The sequence below is a fragment of the Shewanella sp. NKUCC01_JLK genome, assembly GCF_019345615.1.
Classification (GTDB): Bacteria; Pseudomonadota; Gammaproteobacteria; order Enterobacterales; family Shewanellaceae; genus Shewanella; species Shewanella oncorhynchi.
In genome coordinates this window covers 71,070-96,383 of the sequence record NZ_JAHKRD010000004.1, presented here as the reverse complement: position 1 = coordinate 96,383, position 25,314 = coordinate 71,070, and the positions used below count along the sequence as shown (strand labels likewise).

The window sequence follows — 25,314 nt, the reverse complement described above, 5'->3', positions numbered from 1 at the left end:
CCAATAAAAATCCCGCCGAAGCGGGATTTTTATTATGCAAAACTGTCATCTAAAACCGTTTTTATATCAAAGTGATATTAGCTTTTCAGTACGGCATTGAAGCTGGCGTTAAGAATACCAAGGCCTGCATCAATTTGTGCATCCGGCGCCGTTAATGGCACCAAAATGCGCAGCACATTACCGTAAGTACCGCAGGATAATAAAATCAATCCACGGTCACGGGCATCGCTCAACACTTGCGCGCAATAGTGCGGTGCAGGTTTACCCTCTTCCATCAATTCGATGGCGATCATAGCGCCTAAACCACGCACATCGGCGATTTGCGCATGTTCGACCTGCATTACATTCAGGGCAGACTTAATGCGCTCACCAATGGCATTTGCCCTTTCTAGCAACTTTTCTTCTTCAAACACTTCAATGACAGCAAGCGCAGCGGCGCACGCTAACGGATTACCACCATAAGTACCACCAAGACCACCGGGACCCACTGCGTCCATGACTTGGGCGCGGCCAGTAATGCCCGAGAGTGGAAAACCACCCGCAATAGATTTGGCAAAGGTCGTGATATCTGCAGCAACCCCCATTTGCTCCATAGCGAAGAAAGTGCCTGTACGGCCCGCGCCTGTTTGCACTTCATCGGCGATCAGCATAATGCCTTCACGGTCGCATAGTGCGCGTAAACGTTGCATAAAGGCGGGCGATGCGGCGTAGAAACCGCCCTCGCCCTGCACTGGCTCTAAAATAATGGCGGCGATATCACTCGGCTCGGCATCATTTTTAAAGATACGTTCAATCGAGGCCATAGCATCATCATCGGACACGCCATGCATTTCGCACGGGAACTCGGCGCGGAACACATTCGCCGACATAAGTCCCATACCTTTACTGTAAGGCGCGACTTTTCCGGTCAATGCCAAGGCCGCAATAGTGCGACCATGGTAGCCAGACGTAAACGCAATCACGCCAGCACGTTTGGTATAGGCACGCGCCACTTTAACTGCGTTTTCAACCGCTTCTGAACCACTAGTGAATAGTGCCGTCTTCTTGGCAAAATCCCCTGGAACCAGTTGATTGAGTTTTTCACATACTTGGATATAGCTCTCGTAGCCGAGCACCATAAAACAGGTATGGGAAAAATTATCCAGCTGAGCCGCAACCGCCGCCTTCACTTTAGGATGAAGGTGGCCCGTATTGAGCACGGCAATGCCGCCCGCAAAATCGATAAACTCGCGACCTTCAACATCCCACACAGTCGCATTTTCGGCGCGGGCGGTAAAAATAGGGTGAATTTGCCCGACACCACCCGCAACTGCGGCTTGGCGACGTGCCATCAATGAATCATTGGTTGTTGTCATTTAGTCTTCCTCACTCGCCAAATCGGGCCGTATTAAACGGACATGCAGATGTATTTGATTTCTAGATATTCTTCGATACCGAACTTAGAGCCTTCGCGGCCAAGCCCTGAAGATTTCATCCCGCCAAAAGGTGCGACTTCCGTCGAAATCAAGCCAGTGTTGACCCCAACCATGCCATATTCCAAGGCTTCGGCGACTTTCCACACCAATGAAATATCGCGACCATAGAAATAGGCGGCAAGGCCAAATTCAGTATCATTAGCTTGTTTAATCACATCGTCGACATCGCTGAATTTAAACAGCGGCGCGAGTGGACCAAAGGTTTCTTCGCGGGCAACAAGCATGCTTTTATCGACATTGGTGAGCACGGTTGGCTCGAAGAAATTACCGCCAAGATCATGAACTTTGCCGCCCGCGAGCACAGAGGCGCCTTTAGCGATAGCATCGATAAGGTGACTTTGTACTTTCTCGACTGCGGCAGCATTGATCAACGGACCCGTAGTGACGCCCTCGTTAATGCCCTCTCCAACCTTAAGCTTGCCCACTGCAGTGCTGAGTTTTAAGGCAAACTCGTCATATACACCGTCTTGCACATAAATGCGGTTAGCGCAGACGCAGGTTTGGCCGGCATTACGATATTTAGCTATCATGGCGCCTTCGACAGCGGCATCGATATTGGCATCGTTAAATACGATAAATGGTGCATTGCCGCCAAGCTCTAGCGACAGTTTTTTTAAGGTAGGCGCACATTGCGCCATTAATTTAATACCGATATTGGTTGAGCCAGTGAAAGACAGCTTACGCACTATCGGGTTGCTGCACATTTCATTACCAATCTGCACCGCATCACCCGTTAACACACTAAATACGCCCGCAGGAATACCTGCACGCTTAGCAAGTTCAGCCATCGCTAATGCGGTAAAGGGTGTTTGGTGCGCAGGTTTTACCACCATAGTGCAACCCGCAGCTAACGCTGGAGCGGCTTTGCGGGTGATCATAGCAGCAGGAAAGTTCCACGGCGTAATCGCGGCGGTTACACCGACAGGCTGCTTAATTACTATCAAGCGCTTATCCCCTTGATGCCCAGGAATGGTATCGCCATAAATACGTTTAGCTTCTTCGGCAAACCACTCGATAAACGAAGCGGCATAGGTTACTTCACCTTTCGCTTCTGCCAGCGGTTTACCCTGCTCAGTCGTCATGAGTAATGCTAAGTCATCACTGTTTTCATTGAGTAATTCAAACCAACGCCTTAACTTAGCGCCGCGCTCTTTGGCTGTGAGTGCTCGCCATGCAGGTAAAGCCGCTTCTGCCGCCTTAATCGCCATTTCAGTTTCAACTTGTCCCATATTAGGAACGTAGCCAATCACGGCATTGGTTGCGGGATTAACCACCTTTAGCGTGTCACCAGAAACGGCATCACACCATTGACCATTAATAAAAGACTGTTGACGTAGCAAACTCGGATCATTTAATTGCACAAGGATTTCCTCGTATTATGAAGCTACTTAGCTTCTTAAAAGTGATGATGTTAAAGACCTAGTTTGTCTCTTAACGTGTAATACCAAGCTCCGATAGCACTAAAAGGGACGCGAAGTGCGTGACCGCCGGGGAAAGGATAATGTGGCAATGCAGCAAAGGCATCGAAGCGCGTGGCTTGGCCGTTGAGCATTTCAGCCAATAACTTGCCTGCCAGATGGGTATAAGTGACACCGTGGCCACTGCAACCCTGTGAATAATAGATATTCTTACCGATACGACCGACTTGTGGCAGGCGCGATAGCGTCAGTAGGAAGTTACCCGTCCACGCATAATCGATCTTCACATCCTTTAATTGTGGGAAGGTTTTGAGCATATTCGGAATAATGATCGATTTAATGTCCGCCGGATCGCGGGCACCATACACTACGCCACCGCCGTAAATCATCCGCTTGTCGCCAGACAGACGGAAATAATCGAGTAGATAGTTACAGTCTTCGACGCAGTAATCCTGCGGTAATAAGCTCGCCGCCAGATCGGCACTCAAAGGCTCTGTGGTAATCACTTGCGTGCCGCAGGGCATAGATTTCGCCTGCAACTCAGGCATTAACTTACCTAAATAAGCGTTACCCGCCACGACCACAAACTTGGCTTTGACACTGCCCTGCGCCGTATGCACAACAGGGCTATCGCCCTCATCGACACTTAACACCGCTGAGTCTTCAAAAATTTTACCGCCGAGGGATTCAACCGCGCGCGCTTCGCCTAGGGCTAAATTAAGCGGGTGAATATGGCCACCGCTTTTATCGAGTAGACCACCGACATAACGCTCAGTATTTACCACACCGCGAATACCTTTAGCATCGAGAAGTTCGAGCTGATTAACATGGCCGTGGCTTTCCCACAGTTGTTTTTGATGGCGTAGATGGCCCATTTGCTTTTCGTTCATCGCGGCAAACACGCCGCCATCTTTTAGATCGCATTGAATATTATACTTAGCAATACGATCACGGATGATTTGCCCGCCCTCAAAGGCCATTTGGCCAAAGAGTTTACCTTGTTCTTTACCGACTGTTTTTTCAATAGTATCAATGTCACGGCTATAACTATTAACGATTTGTCCGCCATTACGGCCCGAGGCGCCCCAGCCAATGCGAGCGGCTTCTAACACCACCACACTCATGCCAGATTCTAATAAATGCAGCGCGGCAGAAAGGCCTGTATAACCTGCGCCAATCACACAAACATCGGCTTCAATCGATTCCTGTAGACGCGGACGTTCAACCTTATCGTTGGCCGATGCCGCATAATATGATCCAGCGTGAGCTATGGCAGACATGTTGTTCCCTTGAATTCTAATGTTCATTATTTTAAACAGCCATCACATCCTACACCTTCATAAAACGAAACACTAGCCAGAAAAGCGCAATAATTTACATTTTGTTTGATATATCAAACACGCGATTATTTTTAGCTCAGTGATTCAATTCTGGTGATCTTGAGTAACAGGACTAGCCTGCAAAGCAAAGCGGGTGATGGGAGCGGTGACAAATATCAAGGATGGCTTTGGCAATACCAAAGCCATCCCAAAATTAAGCTAACTAGTTCATTGGTGTACGGTCGCGTTTCTCTGCCCGTCTTGCCATATACCAAGAAAGGAAAGCGATGAGTGAAACACACAGTATGATCAGCGTCGCTAAGGCATTGATCTTAGGAGAAACGCCTAAACGTACAGAAGAGAACACCACCATAGGCAAGGTCGTTGCACCAGGGCCTGAGGCAAAACTTGCGATCACTAAATCGTCTAAGGACAAACTGAATGACAACAACCAACCCGCCACCAGCGCCGGCGAAATCATAGGCACAGTGATCAAGAAGAAAGTCTTGAGCGGTGTTGCCCCTAAGTCCATTGCCGCCTCTTCGATTGACATATCAAGCTCGCGCAATCTTGAAGACACCACCACAGCCACATAGGCAGCACAAAATGTTGAGTGTGCAATCCACACTGTCATCATGCCACGCTCTCTGGGCCAGCCCAACAAATCTGCCATGTGCACAAACAGTAAAAGCAAAGACAGACCAGTGATCACTTCAGGCATTACCAGCGGTGCAGTAATCATGTTCGACAGGGTCAGTTTTGCCCATGAACGCTTAAAGCGTGTCATCACAAAGGCTGCCATAGTACCGATAATGACCGCCATAGTTGAGCTATAAAACGCAATCCGCAGGCTGGTCCATACTGCATCTAAAATTTGTTGGTCTTGAAATAACTCGCCATACCATTTAGGTGAAAATCCGCCCCATACCGTCACTAATTTAGAGTCGTTAAAGGAATAAATCACCAGCACTAACATAGGTGCATACAAGAAAAACAAGCCAAACCAGAGCATTACTGAAGAAAAGCTTAATTTTTTCATAGGTCTTTCTCCAAACTACGCGCCTGATAGCGATGGAATAAAGTGATCGGAATAATCAATAAGCCCAGCATCACAATCGCCAGTGACGAAGCCACAGGCCAGTCGCGGTTATTGAAAAACTCTTGCCATAACACTCGACCTATCATCAAGGAATCGGGACCACCGAGTAGCTCTGGGATCACAAACTCACCCACGGCAGGAATAAACACCAACATAGAACCAGCAATCACACCACTTTTTGACAGCGGGAAAGTGATTTTCCAGAAGGTATTCAAACGGCTTGAACCTAAGTCAGACGCAGCTTCAATCAAACTCATATCAAGTTTCACTAAGGTGGCGTACAAGGGCAGAATCATAAAGGGTAAATACGCATAGATAATACCTATATACACGGCAATATTGGTATTGAGGATCTGTAACGGCTCAGAAATAATCCCCAACCACATCAGTGAATTGTTGATGATCCCTGTGTTACTTAAGATCCCCATCCAAGCGTAAACACGGATTAAAAATGAGGTCCAAGAAGGCAACATAACTAACAGCAGCAGCACGGTTTGCAACCGCGCAGGGGCACGGGCAATGGCATAGGCCATTGGGTAGCCAATAATCAAGCAGCCCAAGGTCGAAATTAACGCCATTTTCAATGAGCTGAGATAAGCCATGTAATATAGCGAATCATCGAGCAACATCAAATAGTTACCCAAATGCAGGAAGATATTTAATACATCGTCAGCATATTGGAATGTTGCTTCATAGGGCGGGATAGCAATCGCCGCCGTCGAAAAACTCAGTTTAAGGACAATCGCAAACGGTAAGGCAAAAAACAGCAGCAGCCAAGCGTAGGGAATACCTATGGTCCAGAAGCGGCCCTTAAGCCACTTTAATTTAATGGGTTTCTTCATGATCTCAACACCACGCCACTGGTGTCCTCCCAACTAATGAACACTTCGTCATCCCATGTGGCATGATCGGCGCGGCGTTCACGGTTAGTCATACTGCACTGTACGATTTGACCATTCTCTAAACGAATGTAATAGACTGAAATACCGCCTAAATAAGCGATATCATGCACGATTCCTTTTGCCCAGTTGTACTGACCTTCAGGCTGTTCACGGCTAATAATGGTCTTTTCGGGACGCACTGCTAGCCAAACATTCTTATCTTCAACGTTAGTCGTGACGCCATAACCGACATAGAAAGGTTGAGCCAAATCATTAGATTTAATGATCAGATGGTCGACTTCATCTACTTCAATCGCGCCACCAAACAAATTCACAGTACCGATAAACTCGGCAATCATACGACTGTTCGGGCTTTCGTAAATATCCATTGGCGAGCCAGTTTGAGCAATCCAGCCATCACTCATGATCGAAATTCGACCAGCCATTGTCATGGCTTCTTCCTGATCGTGGGTCACCATCACGCAGGTCACGCCGACACGCTCAAGGATTTCAACCACTTCTAGCTGCATTTGGGTACGCAGTTTTTTATCCAATGCGCCCATAGGCTCATCGAGCAGTAATAATTTAGGTCGTTTCGCCAATGAACGGGCCAGTGCAACACGCTGGCGCTGACCACCGGATAACTGATGCGGTTTACGCTTACCGTATTGCTCCATATGCACGAGTTTCAGCATATCTTGCACACGCTGTTCAATTTCGGCTTTAGGCAACTTGTCTTGCTTCAAACCAAATGCAATGTTTTGTGCCACTGTCATGTGGGGAAACAAAGCATAGGATTGAAACATCATATTGATGGGACGTTCGTATGGCGGTAAATCGGTGATATCTTCCCCATCAAGGAAAATACGGCCAGAGGTGGGCTTTTCAAAACCCGCCAACATACGTAATAGTGTTGACTTACCCGAGCCTGACCCGCCAAGTAAGGCAAAAATTTCGCCTTTATTGATAGTTAATGACACATCGTCGACAGCCCGCACGTCATCGAATAATTTGCTTACCCGCTCAATCTTGAGCAGTACTTTTTCTTGCGTCTTTGTTGTCGGTTTATTGGTGACGCTCGAGGTGATTGCCATAGTACTTCTCCACCCGAAAATGAGGCGTAGATACGCTCAAACTCTAGGTTCAACACGATTAATGAATGAAAAGTGGTTAAACAAACTGTGTCAAATCCTATACGTGGATTAACTATGCATAGGATTGGACATAGAAGTTTGCCAAGCTGGGGGCAAGCTAGGCTTGCCCCCTATCGACTATTGTCCTGACTTCACTTTGGTCCAAACACGAGTTAATACGCGCTGAATTTTCAAAGGACGAATTTCACCGATATAAAGTTTGTCTAACACTTCTTGTGGTGGATAGATCGCAGGATCGGTACGGATAGCCTCATCAACCAGAGGTTGAGCGGGATCGTTCGGGTTAGCATAGGCCACATAGTTAGAGATAGGCGCTATGACTTCTGGACGTAGAAAATAGTTAATCAGCGTGAGTGCATTATCAACGTTCGTTGAATCAGCTGGGATAGCTAACATATCGAACCACAGATTGGCACCTTCTTTTGGAATGGAGTAGCCAATCTTATTGCCATTTTTTGCTTCTTCAGCACGGGCCTTCGCCTGGAATACGTCACCGGAGAAACCGTAAGCGACACAGATGTCACCGTTCGCTAAGTCAGAAATATAACGTGAAGAATGGAAATACGTCACATAAGGACGAATTTTTTCCAGTAACTCACCCGCTTTTTCATAATCTTCAGCCTTAGTGCTGTTAGGATCTAAGCCTAAATAAATCATCGCCTGTGGCACCATGTCGTCGGCAGAGTCCAACATAGCAAAGCCACACTTAGAAATTTTTTCAGCGTATTTAGGATTGAAGATCAGTTCCATTGAGTTAAATGGCGCATCTTCCCCCACAGCGGCTTTCACTTTATCTATGTTGTAACCAATGCCATTGGTTCCCCATAAATAAGGCACGGCATATTGGTTACCCGGATCGGCTTTTTCAAGCAACTTCATCAGGGCTGGATTTAAATTTTTAAAATTAGGTAACTTAGCGCGGTCTAAAGGTTTGAAAGCACCCGCTTTGATTTGCTTAGCGAGAAAGTGGTTAGAAGGTACAACGATATCGTAGCCACTACGACCAGACAGTAATTTAGCCTCAAGCACTTCATTACTATCAAATACATCGTAAATTACCCTAATGCTCGTTTCTTTCTTGAAGTTTTCTAAGGTATCTTCCGCGATATAATCTGACCAGTTGTACACGCGAACCACTTCTTCCGCTTGGGCCACTGCGCTCGCAAATACGCTCGCAGTCACCAGCGCTAATGTGGTCATCTTATTAAATAGCTTCATGCTTTCTCCTTTCTCGGGTAGCAGAACTGCTTAAGCAAATTCTGACATTGTGTCACCGGGCTGCCCGGATATTGTTGTTATTTTCGACCAATGCTACACCTTAAAAACCGCATCGGCAGTCTCTACGGCATGATAACCATGCCTACTTTATATCTTGCTGCAATTTGTTAAGTATCAGGTTTCGTGCCAAATTTTCGAGGCATCGGCATTGCATTAACACTCAAAAAAATAGACTAGATATGACACTGCTTGTACATTTTGCAACATTAAGGCAAATGCCTCAAGTCCCTAAGCAATCGCAAAAAAACACTTAGATAAACACATTTTAAATATGACTAACAATTAGTTAGTAACGCTAGTAAGCGAACAACCTAAAATTGTTAAACCTATTTTACTTCCCTTGCAGACAAGCAATGGAATTGAATATTCACTTTAACGGACAAGCCATTAAAAACCATCACATTATTTAACAAGCGAGTTGCACCAGTTAAGTGCAACCTCACTAAAACAGTGCACGCATCAGTATCGTTATGGCCAACGTTAACCCCTTATTCCTTGGGTTAACGCGGCAACACGGTCAGTGTAATCAATCCAAAACATTACACAGTGAGTAATAGGAATTCACGTTCCCATGAGCTAACTACACGGCGGAAGTTTTCAAGTTCAGCTTGTTTTACCGCCACAAATCCAGTGGTGAAGGATTCGCCTAAATATTGCTTACAGGCATCACTTTCTTCCATCGCCGCTAATGCTTCCTCTAATGTCAGCGGTAAACAATGGGTATTATTGCTACGGCTTTCATTGGCTTTACCTTGCACAGGAGTCGAAGGTTTTAGCGACTCAACCATGCCGATATAGCCACACAACAAGCTCGCGGCAATCGCCAAATAACAGTTAGCATCGGCGCCAGGAATGCGGTTCTCAATGCGACGGTTTTGTGGTGAAGATTCTGGAATGCGTAAACCACAGGTACGGTTTTCATCGCCCCATTCTAAGTTTACAGGTGCCGAAGTGCCGGGGAGGAAACGACGGAACGAGTTCGCATTTGGTGCCATCAGTGGCAGCAACTCAGGAATGAATTTTTGTAGGCCTGCAATATATCCCAAGAATAGCTTGCTCTTAGTCCCATCTTCATTAGTGAAAATATTCTTGCCAGTCTCTTTATTGATCACGCTTTGATGAATATGCATCGCACTGCCAGGTTCATCCGTCACGGGTTTTGCCATAAAAGTGGCGCACACATCGTGCTTCAGCGCGGCTTCCCGTAAAGTGCGTTTAAAGATAAACACTTGATCAGCTAAAGATAATGCGTTGCCATGGCTGAAGTTAATCTCCATCTGTGCAGGACCATCTTCATGGATTAAAGTATCGATATCTAAACCTTGAAGCTCACACCAATCGTACATGTCTTCAAACATAGGATCGTATTCGTTGGCTGCATCAATAGAGAATGACTGGCGACCCGCTTCGGGGCGACCTGAACGACCAATTGGAGGCTTTAAAGGTAAATCGTGGTCGTCACTACGACGAGTCAAATAGAACTCCATTTCGGGAGCGATAACAGGTTCCCAGCCCTGTTCGTCATAGAGAGACAAGACTTTTTTCAATACGTTACGTGGTGAAAGCTCAATAGGATTACCCATTCTGTCGTAGCAATCGTGAATCACTTGCGCCGTGGCTTCGATGGTCCAAGGCAACATAAAGACGGCATTTTCATCGGGTACACAAACAAAATCGATGTCGGCGGCATCGAGCAAACTGTAGTAAATCTCTTCGTCGACAAAATCACCGGTCACAGTTTGCAACAACACACTTTCGGGCAAACGCATGCCTTTTTCATCGAGAAACTTATCGACTGGAGCAATCTTGCCGCGGGCGATGCCAGTCATGTCACTGATAACACATTCGACTTCTGTGATTTTTCGTTCTTTTAAAAAAGCGATTAGCTTATTCATTATTATTTCACTCGAGTTGTAGCCCTACGTCGGCATGCATCACCGAAGGCATTGAAAATGGAGAGGTAAAACGGATTCTCGCTCACCTTCCACTCTGGATGCCATTGCACACCGAGGGCAAATTCTTTAGTACCAATTACGGAGAAAGCCTCCACTAACCCATCTGGAGCATAAGCTTCTGGCCGCAACCCAACACCCAGGCGCTCCACGCCTTGAGTATGTACAGAGTTAATCTCTGCAGAGTTACAGCCCCAGGCCTCGTAAATAAGCCCCCCGGGCTCAACAGTAATACTGTGAGAAGCCCCATACTGCACATCTAAGGATGCGGTTTTATCTTCTCGATGTTCAATAAAGCCACCCACCTCATGGAGCTTCTGATGCAAACTGCCACCAAAAGCCACATTCATTTCTTGAAAACCGCGACAAATACCTAATACAGGTACCCCAGCAGCAATAGCAGCGTGGATCAGCGGCAAAGTTGTCGCGTCACGTTTAGGATCATGGTGTGTACCAAGCTCACTCGGCTGGCCTGCATAAAGATGGGGTTCTACATTAGAAGGAGAGCCAGTAAACAAAATACCGTCAAGACGCTCTAAAATAGCGTCTATCGGTAAATCGCCACCTAAAGATGGGATCACTAACGGCCAGCCTTTCGCGCCATTAACTACGCCTAAAAGGTATTTTTCACCAACAATATTAAAGGGGTGTGATCCCAATTGTTGATTGCATGCAATAACACCTATGAGGGGTAAATCGGCTGACATATCTCACCTTTAGAATTGATTTTACTAGCATAACGAACACTTCGCCTTTAAATGTTCATTTTTTCACACAGTACACCGAAATTTAGCACTAGGCAAGAGGTTAAACACTTGTTAAAGGTTATTTAATCCACTTATTCTTAATAAGCATAAATAACATGTAGTTAAATGTATATTTTTCCCATTTCACGCTAATTCATGTATATAAACCAGCGGTTACACCAGCATAAAGCTCACTTTTTACAGGGTAAATTAAACCGTATTCGAACCAAATTTGAACCAATATTATTTACACAAAGAAGAGGATACATAACCAATATGACAGGGTTAGAAAGCAGGTAATACCAATCGTATTAAATATCTGTTCATTCAGCGGGAGTTCAACGCGCTTTAGACAAGGCGAAGGCTTAAGGCATAGTGGTGCTCTGTCGAAAGCCTTAAACGCAGTATAAAGTGCGTTGCCATGTAGTAAACATCAGCCGCCCTTCGGGAGCCTCACAGGCATCCCACTCCCGTGTTGCATTGACTTAAAAGGGAATGACCATTTCTGCGTCAATGCGCCTTGGATTGAAATGCCTGTGAGGCTCTGAACTGATTAGATATTTAATGTGATTGGTATAAATACGCAGGAATGTTGAATAACAGTATTAGGCCACTCACTTTTAGCGAATAAGTGGCCTAATATGTTGAATAATAGGGTAAGTTAATGACTTAATTAGAAGTTTGCAGGCGTAGTCGCACTCACTAGGCGACAAGGTTCATCGAAGGGATTGCGGAATCTATGGGGCAATTCACTGTTAAAATAATAACTGTCACCCGCTTCCAAAATATACACTTCATCCCCAACAGTGAGTTCGAATTTACCTTCTATCACCATAGCGGCCTCTTCACCTTCGTGCTTTAGCATCTCTTCACCCGTATCTGAACCGGGTGGGTAAATCTCATTCATCACTGACATTGCGCGGTTCGGGTAATCACGGCCAATCAGTTTAAATTCAAGTGGTCCAGTCCCGATATTCAGTAATTCATTGGATCGATAGACGACCTTTTGCTCACTATCCGTTGAGGCTTCAATGGAGAAAAAGTCCACTAAAGACATCGGGATACCCGACAGCACTTTTTTTAAAGAGCTGACTGACGGGCTAACACTGTTTTTCTCGATCATTGAAATCGTACTGTTAGTCACACCAGCACGTTTGGCTAATTCTCGTTGAGATAAGCCTTTCATTTTTCGAACAGTTTTGAGGCTGGCTCCAATATCCAAATTTCACATCCCCCTAAAGGCTCGGGTCAATCCCGATAGATGACGAACAGGTTGTTCAGGATAAACACCATCCAGAACGCATTTTCGCCCAAAAAGCGCGTGTTTTACTGCTTTCATTGTATTCTACATAAAAAGCGTGTTAAATAAAACGAACACTTTTTTGCGTCATGTTAAAAGTGTGATGAGTATACTGAGACAAGTCCAATTTACAATAAAAACAATTTTTGGGAGCCATAATGGCAAGCAAACCTCCAGTGCACAGTGAACAGTATCCACACTCTTATTATGTTGATACTGCTAAAGAAATTTACGCTCACCCACAACTCGAAGGCAATATCAATGCCGATGTCTGCATAGTGGGCGGCGGCTTTAGCGGTATCAATACCGCCATAGAACTCGCGCAGCGTGGTATGAGTGTCGTGCTGTTAGAAGCGAGGCGAATTGGCTGGGGCGCATCGGGACGTAATGGCGGCGAACTCATTCGCGGCATAGGCCATGACCCTGCACAATTTCAAAGTGAAATAGGCACTGAAGGTGTTCAAGCAATTCAACAGATGGGCTTTGAAGCCGTCGAAATTGTGCGAAATCGCATACAAGAACACAGTATCGACTGTGATCTGCAAATGGGTTATTGCGACTTAGCGGTAAAACCTCGTCACATGGATGAGCTTGAAGAAGAATTTAGCGCACTCAAAGCCATGGGTTATCAGCAAGAAATCAAGCTGTTAACTAAGTCGCAATTAGGTGAAGTCATAGGCTCAGATTTTTATCAAGGCGCGCTAGTTGATATGGGTAGCGGTCATCTGCACCCACTTAATCTTGCCCTCGGTGAAGCTCGCGTCGCCCGCAATCTCGGCGCTAGGTTGTTTGAGTACAGCGCTGCTGAAAAAATCATTCAAGGCGCCAAACCTAAGGTCATTACCGCTAAGGGCGAAGTCACATGCCAATACTTAGTGCTGGCGGGCAATGCCTATATCGGCCACAAACTTAATAGCTTTGTAGGGGGGAAAGTATTACCTGCAGGCAGTTATTTATTGGCGACAGAGCCCTTAACTGAGGCCCAATGCGCGAGCATTATCCCGCAGAATATGGCCTTCGCCGATATGCGAATTACCTTAGATTACTTTCACTTATCGGCAGATCGTCGTTTGCTGTTTGGCGGCCTTTGTACCTATTCGGGTAAAGATCCGAAAGACATTGAAGCGGCACTGAGACCGAATCTTGAGAAGGTTTTCCCGCAATTAAAAGGGGTACGTATCGATTATGAATGGGGCGGCATGATAGGTATCGGTGCTAACCGTATGCCACAAATTGGTCGCCTTCCCGATGCAAATAATATTTTTTACGCCCAAGCCTATGCGGGACATGGCGTGAATGCCACTCACATGGCGGCAAAACTGCTTGCCGAGGCTATTTGCCAACAGGCGGGACATTTCGATGTGTTTGCTAAAATCAAACACATCACCTTCCCCGGCGGCCCGACGTTCCGCTCACCTATGCTCGCGGCAGGCATGCTGTATCACAGATTTAAGGACTTGTTTTAAGTCGCTTGTTACGCCTTGCCCACAGGATAAAAGGGATAGACCCAAGATAATGCACGACTAAAGCCACCAAGACGCCAAAGCCAATACCACTAGAAGTTAAAGGTATCCCTGGCTTAAAGTTACTGATGGTTTTCTCAAGATAATCAAAGCGAACAGGGTTAAACATATAGGCAGTTTTCTCAAACAAATTGCCCGTATTAAAAATCGCCACGCCCTGTGTTAACGCTTTATAAAGCGCCAGTGTCTGTACCTTTTGCTCAGCGTCGGCACGCACACTTGGCTCCTCATTTTGCTGGTGGCGGGCAATCATGGCATCAACATCGACGTAATGATATTCCTTAGCCGTTGCCTCGTAACCTTCTACCTGCCATCGAGTCGATTCATAAAGGCCTGATAAAAATTGCTGATAATGATCAGCCAGTTGTGGTAACTGTAAGGCAATCACTAAAATAAATCCAAATACCAACTTATCGATCAATCTCGCTATCAAAGGTTTCTCCTTGGCATTTAGCCAAACGACGTAGAAGTCACATGATGTTCAACAAAAACCACGCTAACTTAATTAATCTACAGCACTAATTTCAATGGTGATACTCAATTAACACTCTATCGGCAGATCGTTACGGCTGCCCCAATCCGCCCATGAACCGTCATAGAGGATGGGATTTTTATGCCCCGCGGCGACCGAAGCTAAGATCAAAATGCACGCCGTAATCCCAGAACCACAGCTGAATATCCTTGCGGATTTATCCGCTGCTAGCCCTTGATAAATAGACTGTAGCTCACTGACCGTTTTGATTTTATTACCATCGAGCACTTGAGCGAAGGGTAAATTAACCGAGCAAGGAATATGTCCTGAGCGCACACCTGGGCGCGGCTCACTCACTTGCCCTAAAAAGCGTGGCGCACCACGGGCATCGACAATCGCCGTTCCGGCATCTTCAATTCGTGATAACACGGCCTCGGCATCCATCACAAGCTCGGGGTGGTATTGCAGCACATCCGCCAAAGTATCGATATCCGTCGGGCCATAATCGACGCCTTCGGCTTGATAACGCGATGAGGTAATGCGGTCTTCTTCAATCCATTGAGGCAAGCCACCATCAAGCACATAGACTCGATTAAAGCCCATGACTTTAAAGGTCCACCACGCCCGTGGAGATGAATAAATGCCTTGGTTATCATAGATAACAATAACACTGTCGACCTCAATCCCAAGTTGGGCTATCCCTTGGCTGAATTGCTCAAACGTCGGCAAGGCATGAATTTGGGTTGAAGTCTTATCGCAAAACACATTTTCCAAGTCGAATCGACGTGAGCGCGGAATGCAAATAGGCTCATCGTAAACTAAGGGTTCTTTACCAATAACGGTTTCCATACTGGCATCGAGCAAGACTAAATGGGGATCGGTGAGGTGTGCTTCGAGCCACTGCGTACTAACAAGTGGGTATTCCATAGCGGGTCCTTTTACTGTTATCCAAATCTGCCGCTAGTCTCTCACCAAATGCCGTAAAGCCCAAATATCAGCTTAACAAATTGTCTGCTTTGTCTTTTCTTTAAAAGCGTGGACTCGACTTTATGCGCTCAATCATTAGTGCATTCAATCATTAGTGCATTCAATCATTAGATTGCGTCGAAGCCGTGTTTTGAAGATAGTGCTTTCAAACTGCTCATTTTTAAGATGCAGCTTTCAAAACAATTTTTTCGATATGGCCGTGTTCAAGATAGCCGTTTTCAAAATAGCCGCTATTTAATGACTTCAATTTTCACATCAATCAAACCAGAGGAAGTTTTGCCTATGCTACTGAACGCCGATTTAGACAGATCAATAATGCGGCCACGCACGAAAGGCCCTCTATCATTGATTTTCACAATCACACTTTTGCCATTATCGACATTGGTGACCTTAACACTCGAGCCAAAGGGTAACTTTTTATGTGCTGCTGTCTTTAATTTATGTTTGTAAAGTTCACCACTGGCCGTCTGCTTATTTTGATGTTTATCCCCATAAAATGAAGCCTGACCAGCTTCCGTGAACCCCACCCAGTTTCCATTCTCACCCGTCTGCATTGAAGAGCAGCCGGCCAAAAAGCTTAGCAATGCCAGTGCAAATAGTTTGACGACATTGAACTGCCTAATTGGGTTTTGAAGTGCATTCACATGACACCCTCTCTAATGAGTGAACGCTTTGCTGACGAGTGATAGGCTCAGCAAAAATCACAGGGAAATAACGAACAACCTTAGATGGCAAAGCTCAAGACCTGCATCCTAAAAGATCAAAATAAGAAACAATAAATTTCCACGAGGCTACAGCAGTTGCACGCTAAAATCACGTATTTACAGGTGAATGCTCTTACTTTGAGATAAAATATGCAGTCATAACGAGGCTTTGTTTCCTAATTTAGATCGGTAAACAAAGCCCTAACGAGTTAACACTTCATGGATAATCTCAAATTTGGGTTCTTTACCACTTGGCCATGTAGGTTTCTTTATGGGGTTTTCAAAGGTGGTCAGCCAAATATCAAGATCACTGGAACCAGACAAACAACCCATAAACGCAAAATACATTCCACTATTTATCATGTGACGGGCAAACTGAATAGCGTCTTCAAGAGTGCCCTCTTCCCAGTTATGTGTGAACGTTTCATCATCCCATACCCATTTAATGGGGACTCCACTTTCATCACAAGCGAAGAACCTTACATTTCGATAACCTTTACTTGCTGTTTTTAGAGAATTTATAAAACTTTCTCTGGTGTTATCGAATCTTTTTTTAAACTCTTCAATATCTAGATCTTTGCTAATAAAGTTCTTCATACTTGCCCTAGAGGTAAATACTACCAACGGTATGGCATAACCACACACAAAAAAGTCTATCCAATGAGCCCAGTGACTGATGTCGTTTAGCTCTGTTAGAAGCTAATTATGCCAAAGATTGGTATTCATTGCTGCCATTATGAAACAACCTAATTTCGATACTTTTTATTTCTTTTTTAGAGGAAATCAATTGCTCCACCAACCAAATATAACCGATTTCATATAGCTTATTTTGTAGGGAGAACAAATCATCTTCTGGCATATTGTCTATATCAACATTCAATAATTGATACCAATTAAAGGCTTTAAATTCAGAAACATCCTCAAACTCACATACTGCGGTTAAAAGCCATGCGCCATTCATCATAGAGGCAATGTCGACAAAAAAATCGCAATATGCCTCACCTTGATTCTTACAAGAAATCGCATATTCCCTAACAAGTTCCATAAAATCAGATTTGTAACTATCGAGAGCTTTACTGACGATTGCCCCAAACTCTTCTACGTTGTTCATACTTGTCTTCTTATTCAATGATCTAAGCACCCTATAATATCACAAATAACTTACAACACTTTTCACACTATGCCACTACACTATGACTAAGTGCATTAATGGTAATGTTTGAAAGCCACAAATTTATAAGCGATAACTTACGATATTTATGAAGCAGATAAGAATGGAAGTAAATTGAGATATTAATGGGAGTGTTTAAAGTCAATATTCTATCGGGTATAAATGAGCAACAACATTACGAATCAAGACGGTAACATTTTATTTACGGTAACAGATGCAGATTTTACAAGTGAAATATGGCTTAGAAAAATGGGGACGCCTTGAGCTACAAAAAATAAAAAACCTCTTTCCATGTAATATGAAAAGAGGTTTTAGTATTGAGCGAAAGCGGCTCCTTCTCTTATATAGACAAAAAAGAGCGGTTATAGCACGATCCAAGTCGCTTTCAATTCTGTGTATTTGTCGAAGGAGTGCAGAGATTTATCTCGGCCATTACCTGATTGTTTATAGCCACCGAATGGCGCTGTCATATCACCGCCATCGTAATGGTTGATCCATACCATGCCAGAGCGCAGAGCTTTAGCAGTTTTATGGGCCTTGCTGATATCCGATGTCCATACACCAGCGGCTAAACCGTAAATAGTATCGTTGGCGATTGATATCGCTTCTTCCATGCCATTAAATTCAATAACAGATAACACAGGGCCGAAGATCTCTTCGCTGGCAATTTTCATCTGATTGTTTACGTTAGAAAATACCGTTGGCTGCACATACACACCACCCGTGTCGGCCATAACTTGGCAGCCACCGTGGACTAAGGTTGCACCTTCGTCTTTACCCGCTTTGATGTAACTGAGCACTGTGTCTAACTGTTGTTTATCGACAACGGCGCCGCTCACAGTGGCGGGATCGAGTGGATGCCCCGGATGCCATGAGGCTAACTCCTCAGCAATAAGCGCGATAAGCTCATCTTTCACCCCAGATTCCACCAGCAAACGCGAACCTGCAGTGCAAACTTCACCTTGGTTGAAGGCAATGGCTTCGGCCGCAGCAACAGCGGCGGCTTTTAGATCTGGCGCGTCATTAAAGACGATATTGGGGCTCTTGCCTCCCGCCTCTAACCACACGCGTTTCATGTTCGACTCACCAGCGTAAATCATTAATTGTTTAGCAATTTTGGTGGAACCTGTGAACACCAACGTATCCACATCCATATGCAATGCTAAGGCTTTACCTACGGTATGACCAAATCCTGGCAACACGTTTAATACGCCTTGTGGGATCCCAGCTTCAATGGCGAGTTGCGCCATGCGGATAGCCGTTAAGGGTGATTTTTCAGAGGGTTTTAACACTACACTATTACCCGTGGCCAGCGCGGGCCCGAGCTTCCAACACGCCATCAGCATTGGGAAGTTCCACGGAACTATCGCGGCCACAACCCCCACAGGCTCACGGGTGATCATGCCTATTTCATTGTGAGCGGTTGGCGCGAGTTCATCGTAAATTTTATCAATCGCTTCACCAGACCAGCGAATCGCACGGGCAGCCCCCACTACATCCACAGCCTTGGAGAAACGAATCGGTTTACCCATGTCGAGGGTTTCTAACAGCGCGAGTTCATTGGCATTTTCCTCCAGTAACTCGGCGAAACGTATCATCACTTGTTTGCGCTTTACCGGAGACTGCTGCGACCAAACACCAGACTCAAATACGCTGCGGCCATTAGCAACCGCAAGATTGGCATCTGCAAGATCGCAACTCGCCACTTTTACCAACAAGCGGCCATCGATAGGACTAATACAATCAAAGGTGTTACCCGAAACGGCATCTTGGTATTCGCCATTGATAAACGCCTTACCATTAATAGACAGGCTGGCAGCCAGACTTTCCCATTCGCTGCGTTTCTTCGGTGTGCTCATGATGACCTCTTAATAATTCGTATAGGTGTGGTTTATCGTTCATCGACAAGAAAATAGTGGTCTATGACGACTTTAACGCAAATGCTAAATATCATCACAGTCATAATCCGAGCTTCAGGTTACGCTGTTTAAGCAATAAAATTCAATATTTTTTACAAAAATAGCTTTTTTGCCACAAATAACTGCACACGGCTCTTCCATGTTCATTATTTCTAACATAGCATAGCAAATATTAGCCACCCTAAAACAAGACCTGAAAATACAGGACAAGGTAGACACTATGGCCGATTTGCCGCTCAATTCCTCAAGCGTACCCTCACTTGAACATTTCTGGATGCCTTTTACCGCTAACCGCCAATTCAAAGCCAGTCCGCGGTTACTCGCCAAGGCCGAAGGCATGTATTACACTGATATTGATGGTAATAAAGTGTTAGATGCCACCGCAGGTTTATGGTGTTGTAACGCAGGCCATGGTCGCAAGGAAATAAGCGAAGCAGTCAGCAAACAAATTAAAGAGATGGACTACGCGCCCTCCTTCCAAATGGGTCATCCTATCGCCTTTGAACTTGCCGAGCGTTTAGTCGAGCTCAGTCCTGAGGGATTAAACAAGGTCTTCTTTACTAACTCAGGTTCTGAGTCCGTCGATACTGCGCTTAAGATGGCACTTTGCTATCACAGAGCCAACGGTCAAGCCTCACGCACTCGCTTTATCGGCCGAGAAATGGGTTACCACGGTGTCGGCTTTGGTGGCATCTCTGTGGGTGGGTTAAGCAATAACCGCAAAGCATTTAGTGGGCAATTATTGCAAGGCGTCGATCACTTACCTCATACCTTAGATATCCAAAATGCGGCATTTACCCGTGGACTCTCGCACTTTGGCGCAGAAAAAGCCGAAGTATTAGAACAGCTAGTGACCCTACATGGCGCCGAGAATATTGCCGCTGTAATCGTTGAACCTATGTCAGGTTCTGCTGGGGTGATATTGCCGCCACAAGGTTACTTAAAACGTCTGCGTGAAATCACTAAAAAGCACGGCATCCTACTGATTTTTGACGAAGTCATTACCGCTTTTGGCCGCGTTGGCGCCGCTTTTGCGAGTCAACGTTGGGGCGTTATCCCAGATATAATCACCACGGCTAAAGCCATCAATAACGGCGCCATCCCTATGGGCGCTGTGTTCGTGCAAGATTTTATCCACGACACTTGCATGCAAGGCCCCAATGAACTGATTGAGTTCTTCCACGGCTACACCTATTCCGGTCATCCAGTGGCTGCGGCTGCGGCGCTTGCCACCCTATCAATTTATGAGCATGAGCAATTATTCGAACGCAGTTTTGAGCTTGAACGCTACTTTGAAGACGCAGTACACAGCCTCAAAGGGTTACCGAATGTGATTGATATCCGCAACACAGGCTTAGTGGCGGGGATTCAATTCTCCCCTAACGCTCAAGGCGCGGGTAAACGGGGTTACGGCGTGTTTGAACACTGCTTCCGCCACGGCACTTTAGTACGAGCCACGGGCGACATCATTGCCATGTCACCGCCACTGATTGTCGATAAACGCGAGATTGACCAAATGGTTAATAGCCTAAGCGATGCCATTAACGCTGTTGGATAATAGCACCAGCGGTTCGTTCCACTCTCACATTTAACACCCCGCTGCGGCGGGGAACTTCAAAGGTTAACTATGCTCAAGATCACTCATTTTGTTAATGGTCAGCACACCCCTGCCAGTATAAGAACCCAAGATATTTTTGAACCCGCTACGGGTGAGCTACGTGGCCAAGTCTCACTGGCAAGCGAAACCGAAGTCGGCGAAGCCATCGCAATCGCAAAAAATGCCTTTGAAACCTGGTCGCAAGTCACGCCGCTCAACCGTGCTCGAGTGCTTTTTAAATTCAAAGCCTTAGTTGAGCAGAACCTAGATGAAATGGCGCAGCTTATCACCCGCGAGCACGGCAAAGTGATAGACGATGCTAAGGGCGAGTTGATCCGAGGTCTCGAAGTGGTCGAATTTGCCTGTGGTATTCCGCACTTGCTTAAAGGTGAACACACCCAGCAAGTGGGTGGCGGCGTCGATTCTTGGTCAGTTAATCAAGCTTTAGGTGTTGTCGCAGGCATAGCGCCCTTTAACTTCCCCGTGATGGTTCCCATGTGGATGTTCCCAATCGCCATTGCCTGCGGTAACACCTTTATTATGAAACCTTCAGAAAAAGACCCAAGCTCGGTGATGCGTATTGCCGAGCTGCTTAAAGAAGCAGGTCTTCCCGATGGCGTGTTTAACGTGATTAACGGCGACAAAGAAGCCGTCGATACCTTACTCACCCATAAAGATGTGCAAGCGGTGAGCTTTGTGGGCTCAACGCCGATTGCCGAATACATCTACAGCACAGCCTCTAAACATGGCAAACGCGTGCAAGCCTTAGGCGGCGCGAAAAACCATATGTTACTCATGCCAGATGCAGATTTAGATCAAGCCGTTAGCGCCTTAATGGGTGCCGCTTACGGCAGTGCTGGTGAGCGTTGTATGGCAATTTCAGTTGTACTCGCGGTAGGCGATGTGGGCGACGCGTTAGTGGAAAAACTGCTACCGCAAATTCAAACCTTAAAAGTCGGCAACGGCCTGGTGACAGAGATGGAAATGGGCCCGCTGATCTCAAAGCAGCACCTTGCTAAGGTCACCCAATATGTTGAAGCCGGTGTTCAAGAAGGCGCAGCGCTGCTGGTCGATGGCCGTAAACTGAGTGTTGAAGAAAATCCACAGGGTTATTTCCTCGGCGCCTGTTTGTTCGACCACGTCACGCCTGAAATGAGCATCTACCGCGAAGAAATCTTTGGCCCAGTGCTGGCGATTGTGCGCGTGAAAGATTACCCAACGGCGCTTGAGCTGATTAACCGACACGAATTTGGTAATGGCACGGCGATTTTCACCCAAAGTGGTGAAGCGGCAAGGCATTTCTGTCACCACGTGCAAGTCGGTATGGTTGGGGTGAACGTGCCGATCCCAGTACCAATGGCGTTCCACAGTTTTGGCGGTTGGAAGCGTTCACTGTTTGGGCCGCTGCATATGCATGGCCCCGATGGCGTGCGTTTTTATACTAAGCGTAAGGCAATTACTGCCCGCTGGCCGGTGGGTAAACAGACTCAAGCCGAGTTTGTGATGCCAACGATGAAATAGCCGAATGTCAGCTCAACAAGGAAATCGCAAATGACTGTGAGCATCAACGCCATTATTCGCTTTGCTACGGCGCAAACACCCGTCGAAACCTATCAGTTACCGGCGGAAAAGTTGTTAACTGGCAATCCAACTCAAGGGTTAGAGAATCATTATTCTAGCCCTTGTGATCAATTTCACAGTGGAATTTGGCAAAGTGAATCAGGCGCTTGGAAAATAAACTACACTGAATACGAGTACTGCGAAATCCTCGAAGGAATAAGTGTTATCACCGATCTTCAAGGTCAATCGCAGACGTTCACTGTGGGTGACAGATTTATCATACCCGCGGGTTTTCAAGGCACTTGGGAAGTCGTGGAGCCCTGCCGCAAGGTTTACGTCATTTTCGAACAAAAGTGAGATTAACGAGGCTGATGTTAGCCTCAAAAAAGCTAAGTTATCTTAGCAATAACTCGCCATGAGGTCACAGCAACGGGTTTTCCTAGGCTGTTGTTTGGCAAACCAACGGATGCACTGGCGCGATTGAATAACCATGGTCGCCAGTAACACGTCCGAGTCAACAAAGAAAATGGGAGAAATACCGTGCATAACAATCTGAAAAAAAAACGGCTGGTACAGCTTGTCGGACTCGCGCTAACCACGACCCTATTCTCCGGCATGGTCGCCGCCGAAGTGACTGGGGAAATTAGTCTTACTAACGACTATCGTTTTCGCGGCGTATCACAAACCGCTGGAGATCCTGCCCTGCAAGGCGGTATTGATTGGAGCTTCGACTCAGGTTTCTCTGTCGGCGCTTGGGCAAGTAACGTGGATTTTGATGAGCCAGGTTATAACGGCCCAGCGATCGAATACGATTTCTATGTCGCCTATGGTGGTGAGATCAACGAAGATCTGACCTACGACATCACCCTTAACCGTTATAACTACTCAGGCGAGAGTGATATAGGTTATTTCGAAGTGATTACGGGTATGGAATTTAAGGGCTTTCGCCTAGCCTATTGGTTTACCAATGATTACGGTGGTACTGATTTAGACTATCACTATGGAGAACTAAACTACTCCTACGAATTTGTTGAAAACTGGAGTATCAATCTGCACTACGGCTATAACGTGGGTGATGCCTTAGATGATGGTGAAGGTTTTGATAGCTACTCAGATTACTCTGTTGGCGTATCGACCGAATTGGCAGGCTTTGGGCTTTCTCTCGCTTGGTTAGGCACAGATCTCAGCGGTGACCAAAAAATCTCTGACGGTGCATTTAAAAACTCAGATACCGTACTTGCGAGCGTAAGTTACGCATTTTAATTTCGCCTTAAGTTAGATTAACTAAGACACAAAAAAGCCCTCATCATCGAGGGCTTCTTTTTAGCTGTTCAAACAGACTTGACTACCAACTACGCATTTTATGGCCTTTCACCGCGTAGAAAAGGATGAACAAGTAGCATGGCAACATCACAATATAACCACCCTGCATGCCCATATCTGTCGCCGAACTCATTAAGCCCCAAGACACTGGACCAAAGGCGCCACCTGCAATCCCCATGATGAGAAGCGCAGAACCTGTACTGGTCAATTTACCCATACCAGACAAAGCTAGCGGCCACACCGCAGGCCAAACAATCGCATTAGCTAAACCAAGAAAAGCAATCATCAACAAAGTATCGGGCAGCGCCACACCGCCAAAAGGCACTAACAAAACATTAGCAATAGCGTAGGAATTATTGTCGCCAAACAAAATACCGCATGTCAGTAACAAACCCAGAATAGCCGACACCATCAAAGCCTTAGGCTGTGAAATAAAACGAGGAATTAACAGGATACCTAAAGAATAACCCAACACCATACACACCATAGTATAGGAAGTCATAACACCGTATGACTCTATGCCTAAAGACAAAGCAAATGTACCAATGGTATCGCCAGCAATAACCTCTACAGCAACATAAACAAACAGCGCTAACACGCCAAACGCTAAGTTAGGGTGAGATAATGCCGCTTTAAGTTGCCCTTTATCAGTATTTTCAGCAGCTTCATCTTCATTCAACAACTCTGGCAAAGGTGATTTTTTTACCGCGAGCGCTAAAATACCAATAAAAATGGCCATGCCTAAATAGGGGAATACTAAACCGTCAGCCATTTCTTCAATTTGTACTTGAGTTAGCTCAGTACCAATACGGTCTTTAAAGCTGTCTAAAATCAACGCCGAAAACACCAAAGGCGCAATCACACCCGCACCTTTATTCAAAATACCCATCACACTGACACGGGCGGCCGCAGATTCTTCAGGCCCCAAACGCACCACATAAGGGTTAACCGCAGTTTGTAATAGGGTTTGGCCTGCGCCCATCACTAATTGGGCGAAAAGGAATAGGGCAAATATTTGTGTTTCCGCAGCAGGGATAAACAGTAAGCCCGCCAACATCATCACGCCCATGCCTATCGCCATACCATTCTTATAGCCGACTTTGCGAATAAGCCAAGCGGATGGCAAGGCAGTAAAGGTCACGGCAATGTAAAAAGAAAACAGGATCAACGACGCTTGAAAGGGATTGAGTTGCAATATTTGTTTCAAATAAGGCATCAAAGAACCATTCAACCAAGTGGCGAATCCGAGGATGAAAAAGAGAGCGGCCACTATGGCCATGGGGAGAAAGCTGCTTTTCTGCTGGCTTTTATCGAGTGTCATTTCCATAAACCTGCTTCTTATAGTAATTAATTATTTAGGTGATAACGGGGTTTAAATTAATGCCTAAGTTCCCGAATATCCGTATCGCGACTCGTCCGCAATGGCTAATGTTATC

Annotated in this window: 22 protein-coding genes; 5 read left to right on the top strand and 17 right to left on the bottom strand. The window is 45.8% G+C overall.

Annotation, left to right across the window (positions count from 1 at the left end; genetic code table 11):
- Window positions 1–77: 77 nt before the first annotated feature.
- The 10 genes from gabT to KO537_RS05870 all read right to left on the bottom strand — a co-directional run bounded on the left by gabT (window position 78) and on the right by KO537_RS05870 (window position 12,544).
- On the bottom strand, window positions 78–1,355 hold the full coding sequence (gene gabT / locus KO537_RS05915) for a 4-aminobutyrate--2-oxoglutarate transaminase (protein WP_028760876.1): 1,278 nt from the start codon (window positions 1,353–1,355) through the stop codon (window positions 78–80).
- A 32-nt stretch (window positions 1,356–1,387) separates the two neighbouring features.
- Window positions 1,388–2,836 carry an NADP-dependent succinate-semialdehyde dehydrogenase gene (gabD, locus tag KO537_RS05910; RefSeq protein ID WP_173246190.1) on the bottom strand — a complete coding sequence of 483 codons (1,449 nt, stop codon included), beginning with the start codon at window positions 2,834–2,836 and terminating at the stop codon, window positions 1,388–1,390.
- A 50-nt stretch (window positions 2,837–2,886) separates the two neighbouring features.
- The gene (locus KO537_RS05905; RefSeq protein ID WP_173246193.1) at window positions 2,887–4,173 is read right to left on the bottom strand and encodes an FAD-binding oxidoreductase; all 1,287 of its coding nucleotides are present in this window, start codon (window positions 4,171–4,173) and stop codon (window positions 2,887–2,889) included.
- A gap of 262 nt (window positions 4,174–4,435) precedes the next feature.
- On the bottom strand, window positions 4,436–5,251 hold the full coding sequence (locus tag KO537_RS05900; RefSeq protein ID WP_105249905.1) for an ABC transporter permease subunit: 816 nt from the start codon (window positions 5,249–5,251) through the stop codon (window positions 4,436–4,438).
- The gene (locus tag KO537_RS05895; protein WP_028760880.1) at window positions 5,248–6,153 is read right to left on the bottom strand and encodes an ABC transporter permease subunit; all 906 of its coding nucleotides are present in this window, start codon (window positions 6,151–6,153) and stop codon (window positions 5,248–5,250) included. The genes KO537_RS05900 and KO537_RS05895 overlap by 4 nt, the downstream gene beginning before the upstream one ends.
- The gene (gene potA, locus KO537_RS05890) at window positions 6,150–7,286 is read right to left on the bottom strand and encodes a polyamine ABC transporter ATP-binding protein (protein ID WP_028760881.1); all 1,137 of its coding nucleotides are present in this window, start codon (window positions 7,284–7,286) and stop codon (window positions 6,150–6,152) included. Before potA ends, KO537_RS05895 begins: the two co-directional genes overlap by 4 nt.
- A gap of 177 nt (window positions 7,287–7,463) precedes the next feature.
- Entirely contained in the window at window positions 7,464–8,564 is a 1,101-nt protein-coding gene (locus tag KO537_RS05885; protein ID WP_028760882.1) for a polyamine ABC transporter substrate-binding protein, read from the bottom strand.
- 599 nt (window positions 8,565–9,163) lie between these two features.
- A complete protein-coding gene (locus tag KO537_RS05880) occupies window positions 9,164–10,519 on the bottom strand; it encodes a glutamine synthetase family protein (RefSeq protein ID WP_028760883.1) in 1,356 nt (451 codons plus the stop codon).
- Between the two features lie 2 nt (window positions 10,520–10,521).
- Window positions 10,522–11,283 carry a gamma-glutamyl-gamma-aminobutyrate hydrolase family protein gene (locus KO537_RS05875; RefSeq protein ID WP_219234056.1) on the bottom strand — a complete coding sequence of 254 codons (762 nt, stop codon included), beginning with the start codon at window positions 11,281–11,283 and terminating at the stop codon, window positions 10,522–10,524.
- A 712-nt stretch (window positions 11,284–11,995) separates the two neighbouring features.
- Complete coding sequence (locus tag KO537_RS05870; RefSeq protein ID WP_028760885.1) at window positions 11,996–12,544, bottom strand: cupin domain-containing protein; 549 nt, start codon at window positions 12,542–12,544, stop codon at window positions 11,996–11,998.
- 236 nt (window positions 12,545–12,780) lie between these two features.
- Here KO537_RS05870 and KO537_RS05865 point away from each other — a divergent pair, with 236 nt between their 5' ends.
- Window positions 12,781–14,088 carry an FAD-binding oxidoreductase gene (locus tag KO537_RS05865; protein ID WP_219234055.1) on the top strand — a complete coding sequence of 436 codons (1,308 nt, stop codon included), beginning with the start codon at window positions 12,781–12,783 and terminating at the stop codon, window positions 14,086–14,088.
- Here KO537_RS05865 and KO537_RS05860 read toward each other — a convergent pair.
- The 6 genes from KO537_RS05860 to KO537_RS05835 form a co-directional block, all read right to left on the bottom strand.
- A complete protein-coding gene (locus KO537_RS05860; protein WP_198573926.1) occupies window positions 14,072–14,578 on the bottom strand; it encodes a DUF2937 family protein in 507 nt (168 codons plus the stop codon). The two genes, KO537_RS05865 and KO537_RS05860, sit on opposite strands and share 17 nt — an antisense overlap.
- A 108-nt stretch (window positions 14,579–14,686) precedes the next feature.
- Complete coding sequence (locus KO537_RS05855) at window positions 14,687–15,544, bottom strand: sulfurtransferase (protein ID WP_219234054.1); 858 nt, start codon at window positions 15,542–15,544, stop codon at window positions 14,687–14,689.
- Window positions 15,545–15,834: 290 nt separating this feature from the next.
- Entirely contained in the window at window positions 15,835–16,248 is a 414-nt protein-coding gene (locus KO537_RS05850; RefSeq protein ID WP_219234053.1) for a septal ring lytic transglycosylase RlpA family protein, read from the bottom strand.
- A gap of 261 nt (window positions 16,249–16,509) precedes the next feature.
- Window positions 16,510–16,905 carry a hypothetical protein gene (locus tag KO537_RS05845; RefSeq protein WP_105249914.1) on the bottom strand — a complete coding sequence of 132 codons (396 nt, stop codon included), beginning with the start codon at window positions 16,903–16,905 and terminating at the stop codon, window positions 16,510–16,512.
- A gap of 106 nt (window positions 16,906–17,011) precedes the next feature.
- Window positions 17,012–17,419, bottom strand: a complete 408-nt coding sequence (locus KO537_RS05840; RefSeq protein WP_219234052.1) for a hypothetical protein — start codon at window positions 17,417–17,419, stop codon at window positions 17,012–17,014.
- Window positions 17,420–17,841: 422 nt separating this feature from the next.
- A complete protein-coding gene (locus KO537_RS05835) occupies window positions 17,842–19,338 on the bottom strand; it encodes an aldehyde dehydrogenase (RefSeq protein ID WP_219234051.1) in 1,497 nt (498 codons plus the stop codon).
- Between the two features lie 280 nt (window positions 19,339–19,618).
- On the opposite strand from KO537_RS05835, the gene KO537_RS05830 reads away from it, so the two are divergent.
- The 4 genes from KO537_RS05830 (at window position 19,619) to KO537_RS05815 (ending at window position 23,818) form a co-directional block, all read left to right on the top strand.
- A complete protein-coding gene (locus KO537_RS05830) occupies window positions 19,619–20,956 on the top strand; it encodes an aspartate aminotransferase family protein (protein WP_219234050.1) in 1,338 nt (445 codons plus the stop codon).
- A 69-nt stretch (window positions 20,957–21,025) separates the two neighbouring features.
- Entirely contained in the window at window positions 21,026–22,516 is a 1,491-nt protein-coding gene (locus KO537_RS05825; protein WP_219234049.1) for a CoA-acylating methylmalonate-semialdehyde dehydrogenase, read from the top strand.
- Between the two features lie 30 nt (window positions 22,517–22,546).
- Window positions 22,547–22,912 carry a cupin domain-containing protein gene (locus KO537_RS05820; protein WP_219234048.1) on the top strand — a complete coding sequence of 122 codons (366 nt, stop codon included), beginning with the start codon at window positions 22,547–22,549 and terminating at the stop codon, window positions 22,910–22,912.
- A gap of 183 nt (window positions 22,913–23,095) precedes the next feature.
- Window positions 23,096–23,818 (top strand): TorF family putative porin, encoded by a 723-nt coding sequence (locus KO537_RS05815; RefSeq protein WP_219234047.1) that lies wholly within the window; start codon window positions 23,096–23,098, stop codon window positions 23,816–23,818.
- A gap of 82 nt (window positions 23,819–23,900) precedes the next feature.
- Here KO537_RS05815 and KO537_RS05810 read toward each other — a convergent pair whose 3' ends face one another.
- Complete coding sequence (locus KO537_RS05810) at window positions 23,901–25,199, bottom strand: sugar MFS transporter (RefSeq protein ID WP_105252977.1); 1,299 nt, start codon at window positions 25,197–25,199, stop codon at window positions 23,901–23,903.
- Between the last annotated feature and the right edge of the window lie 115 nt (window positions 25,200–25,314).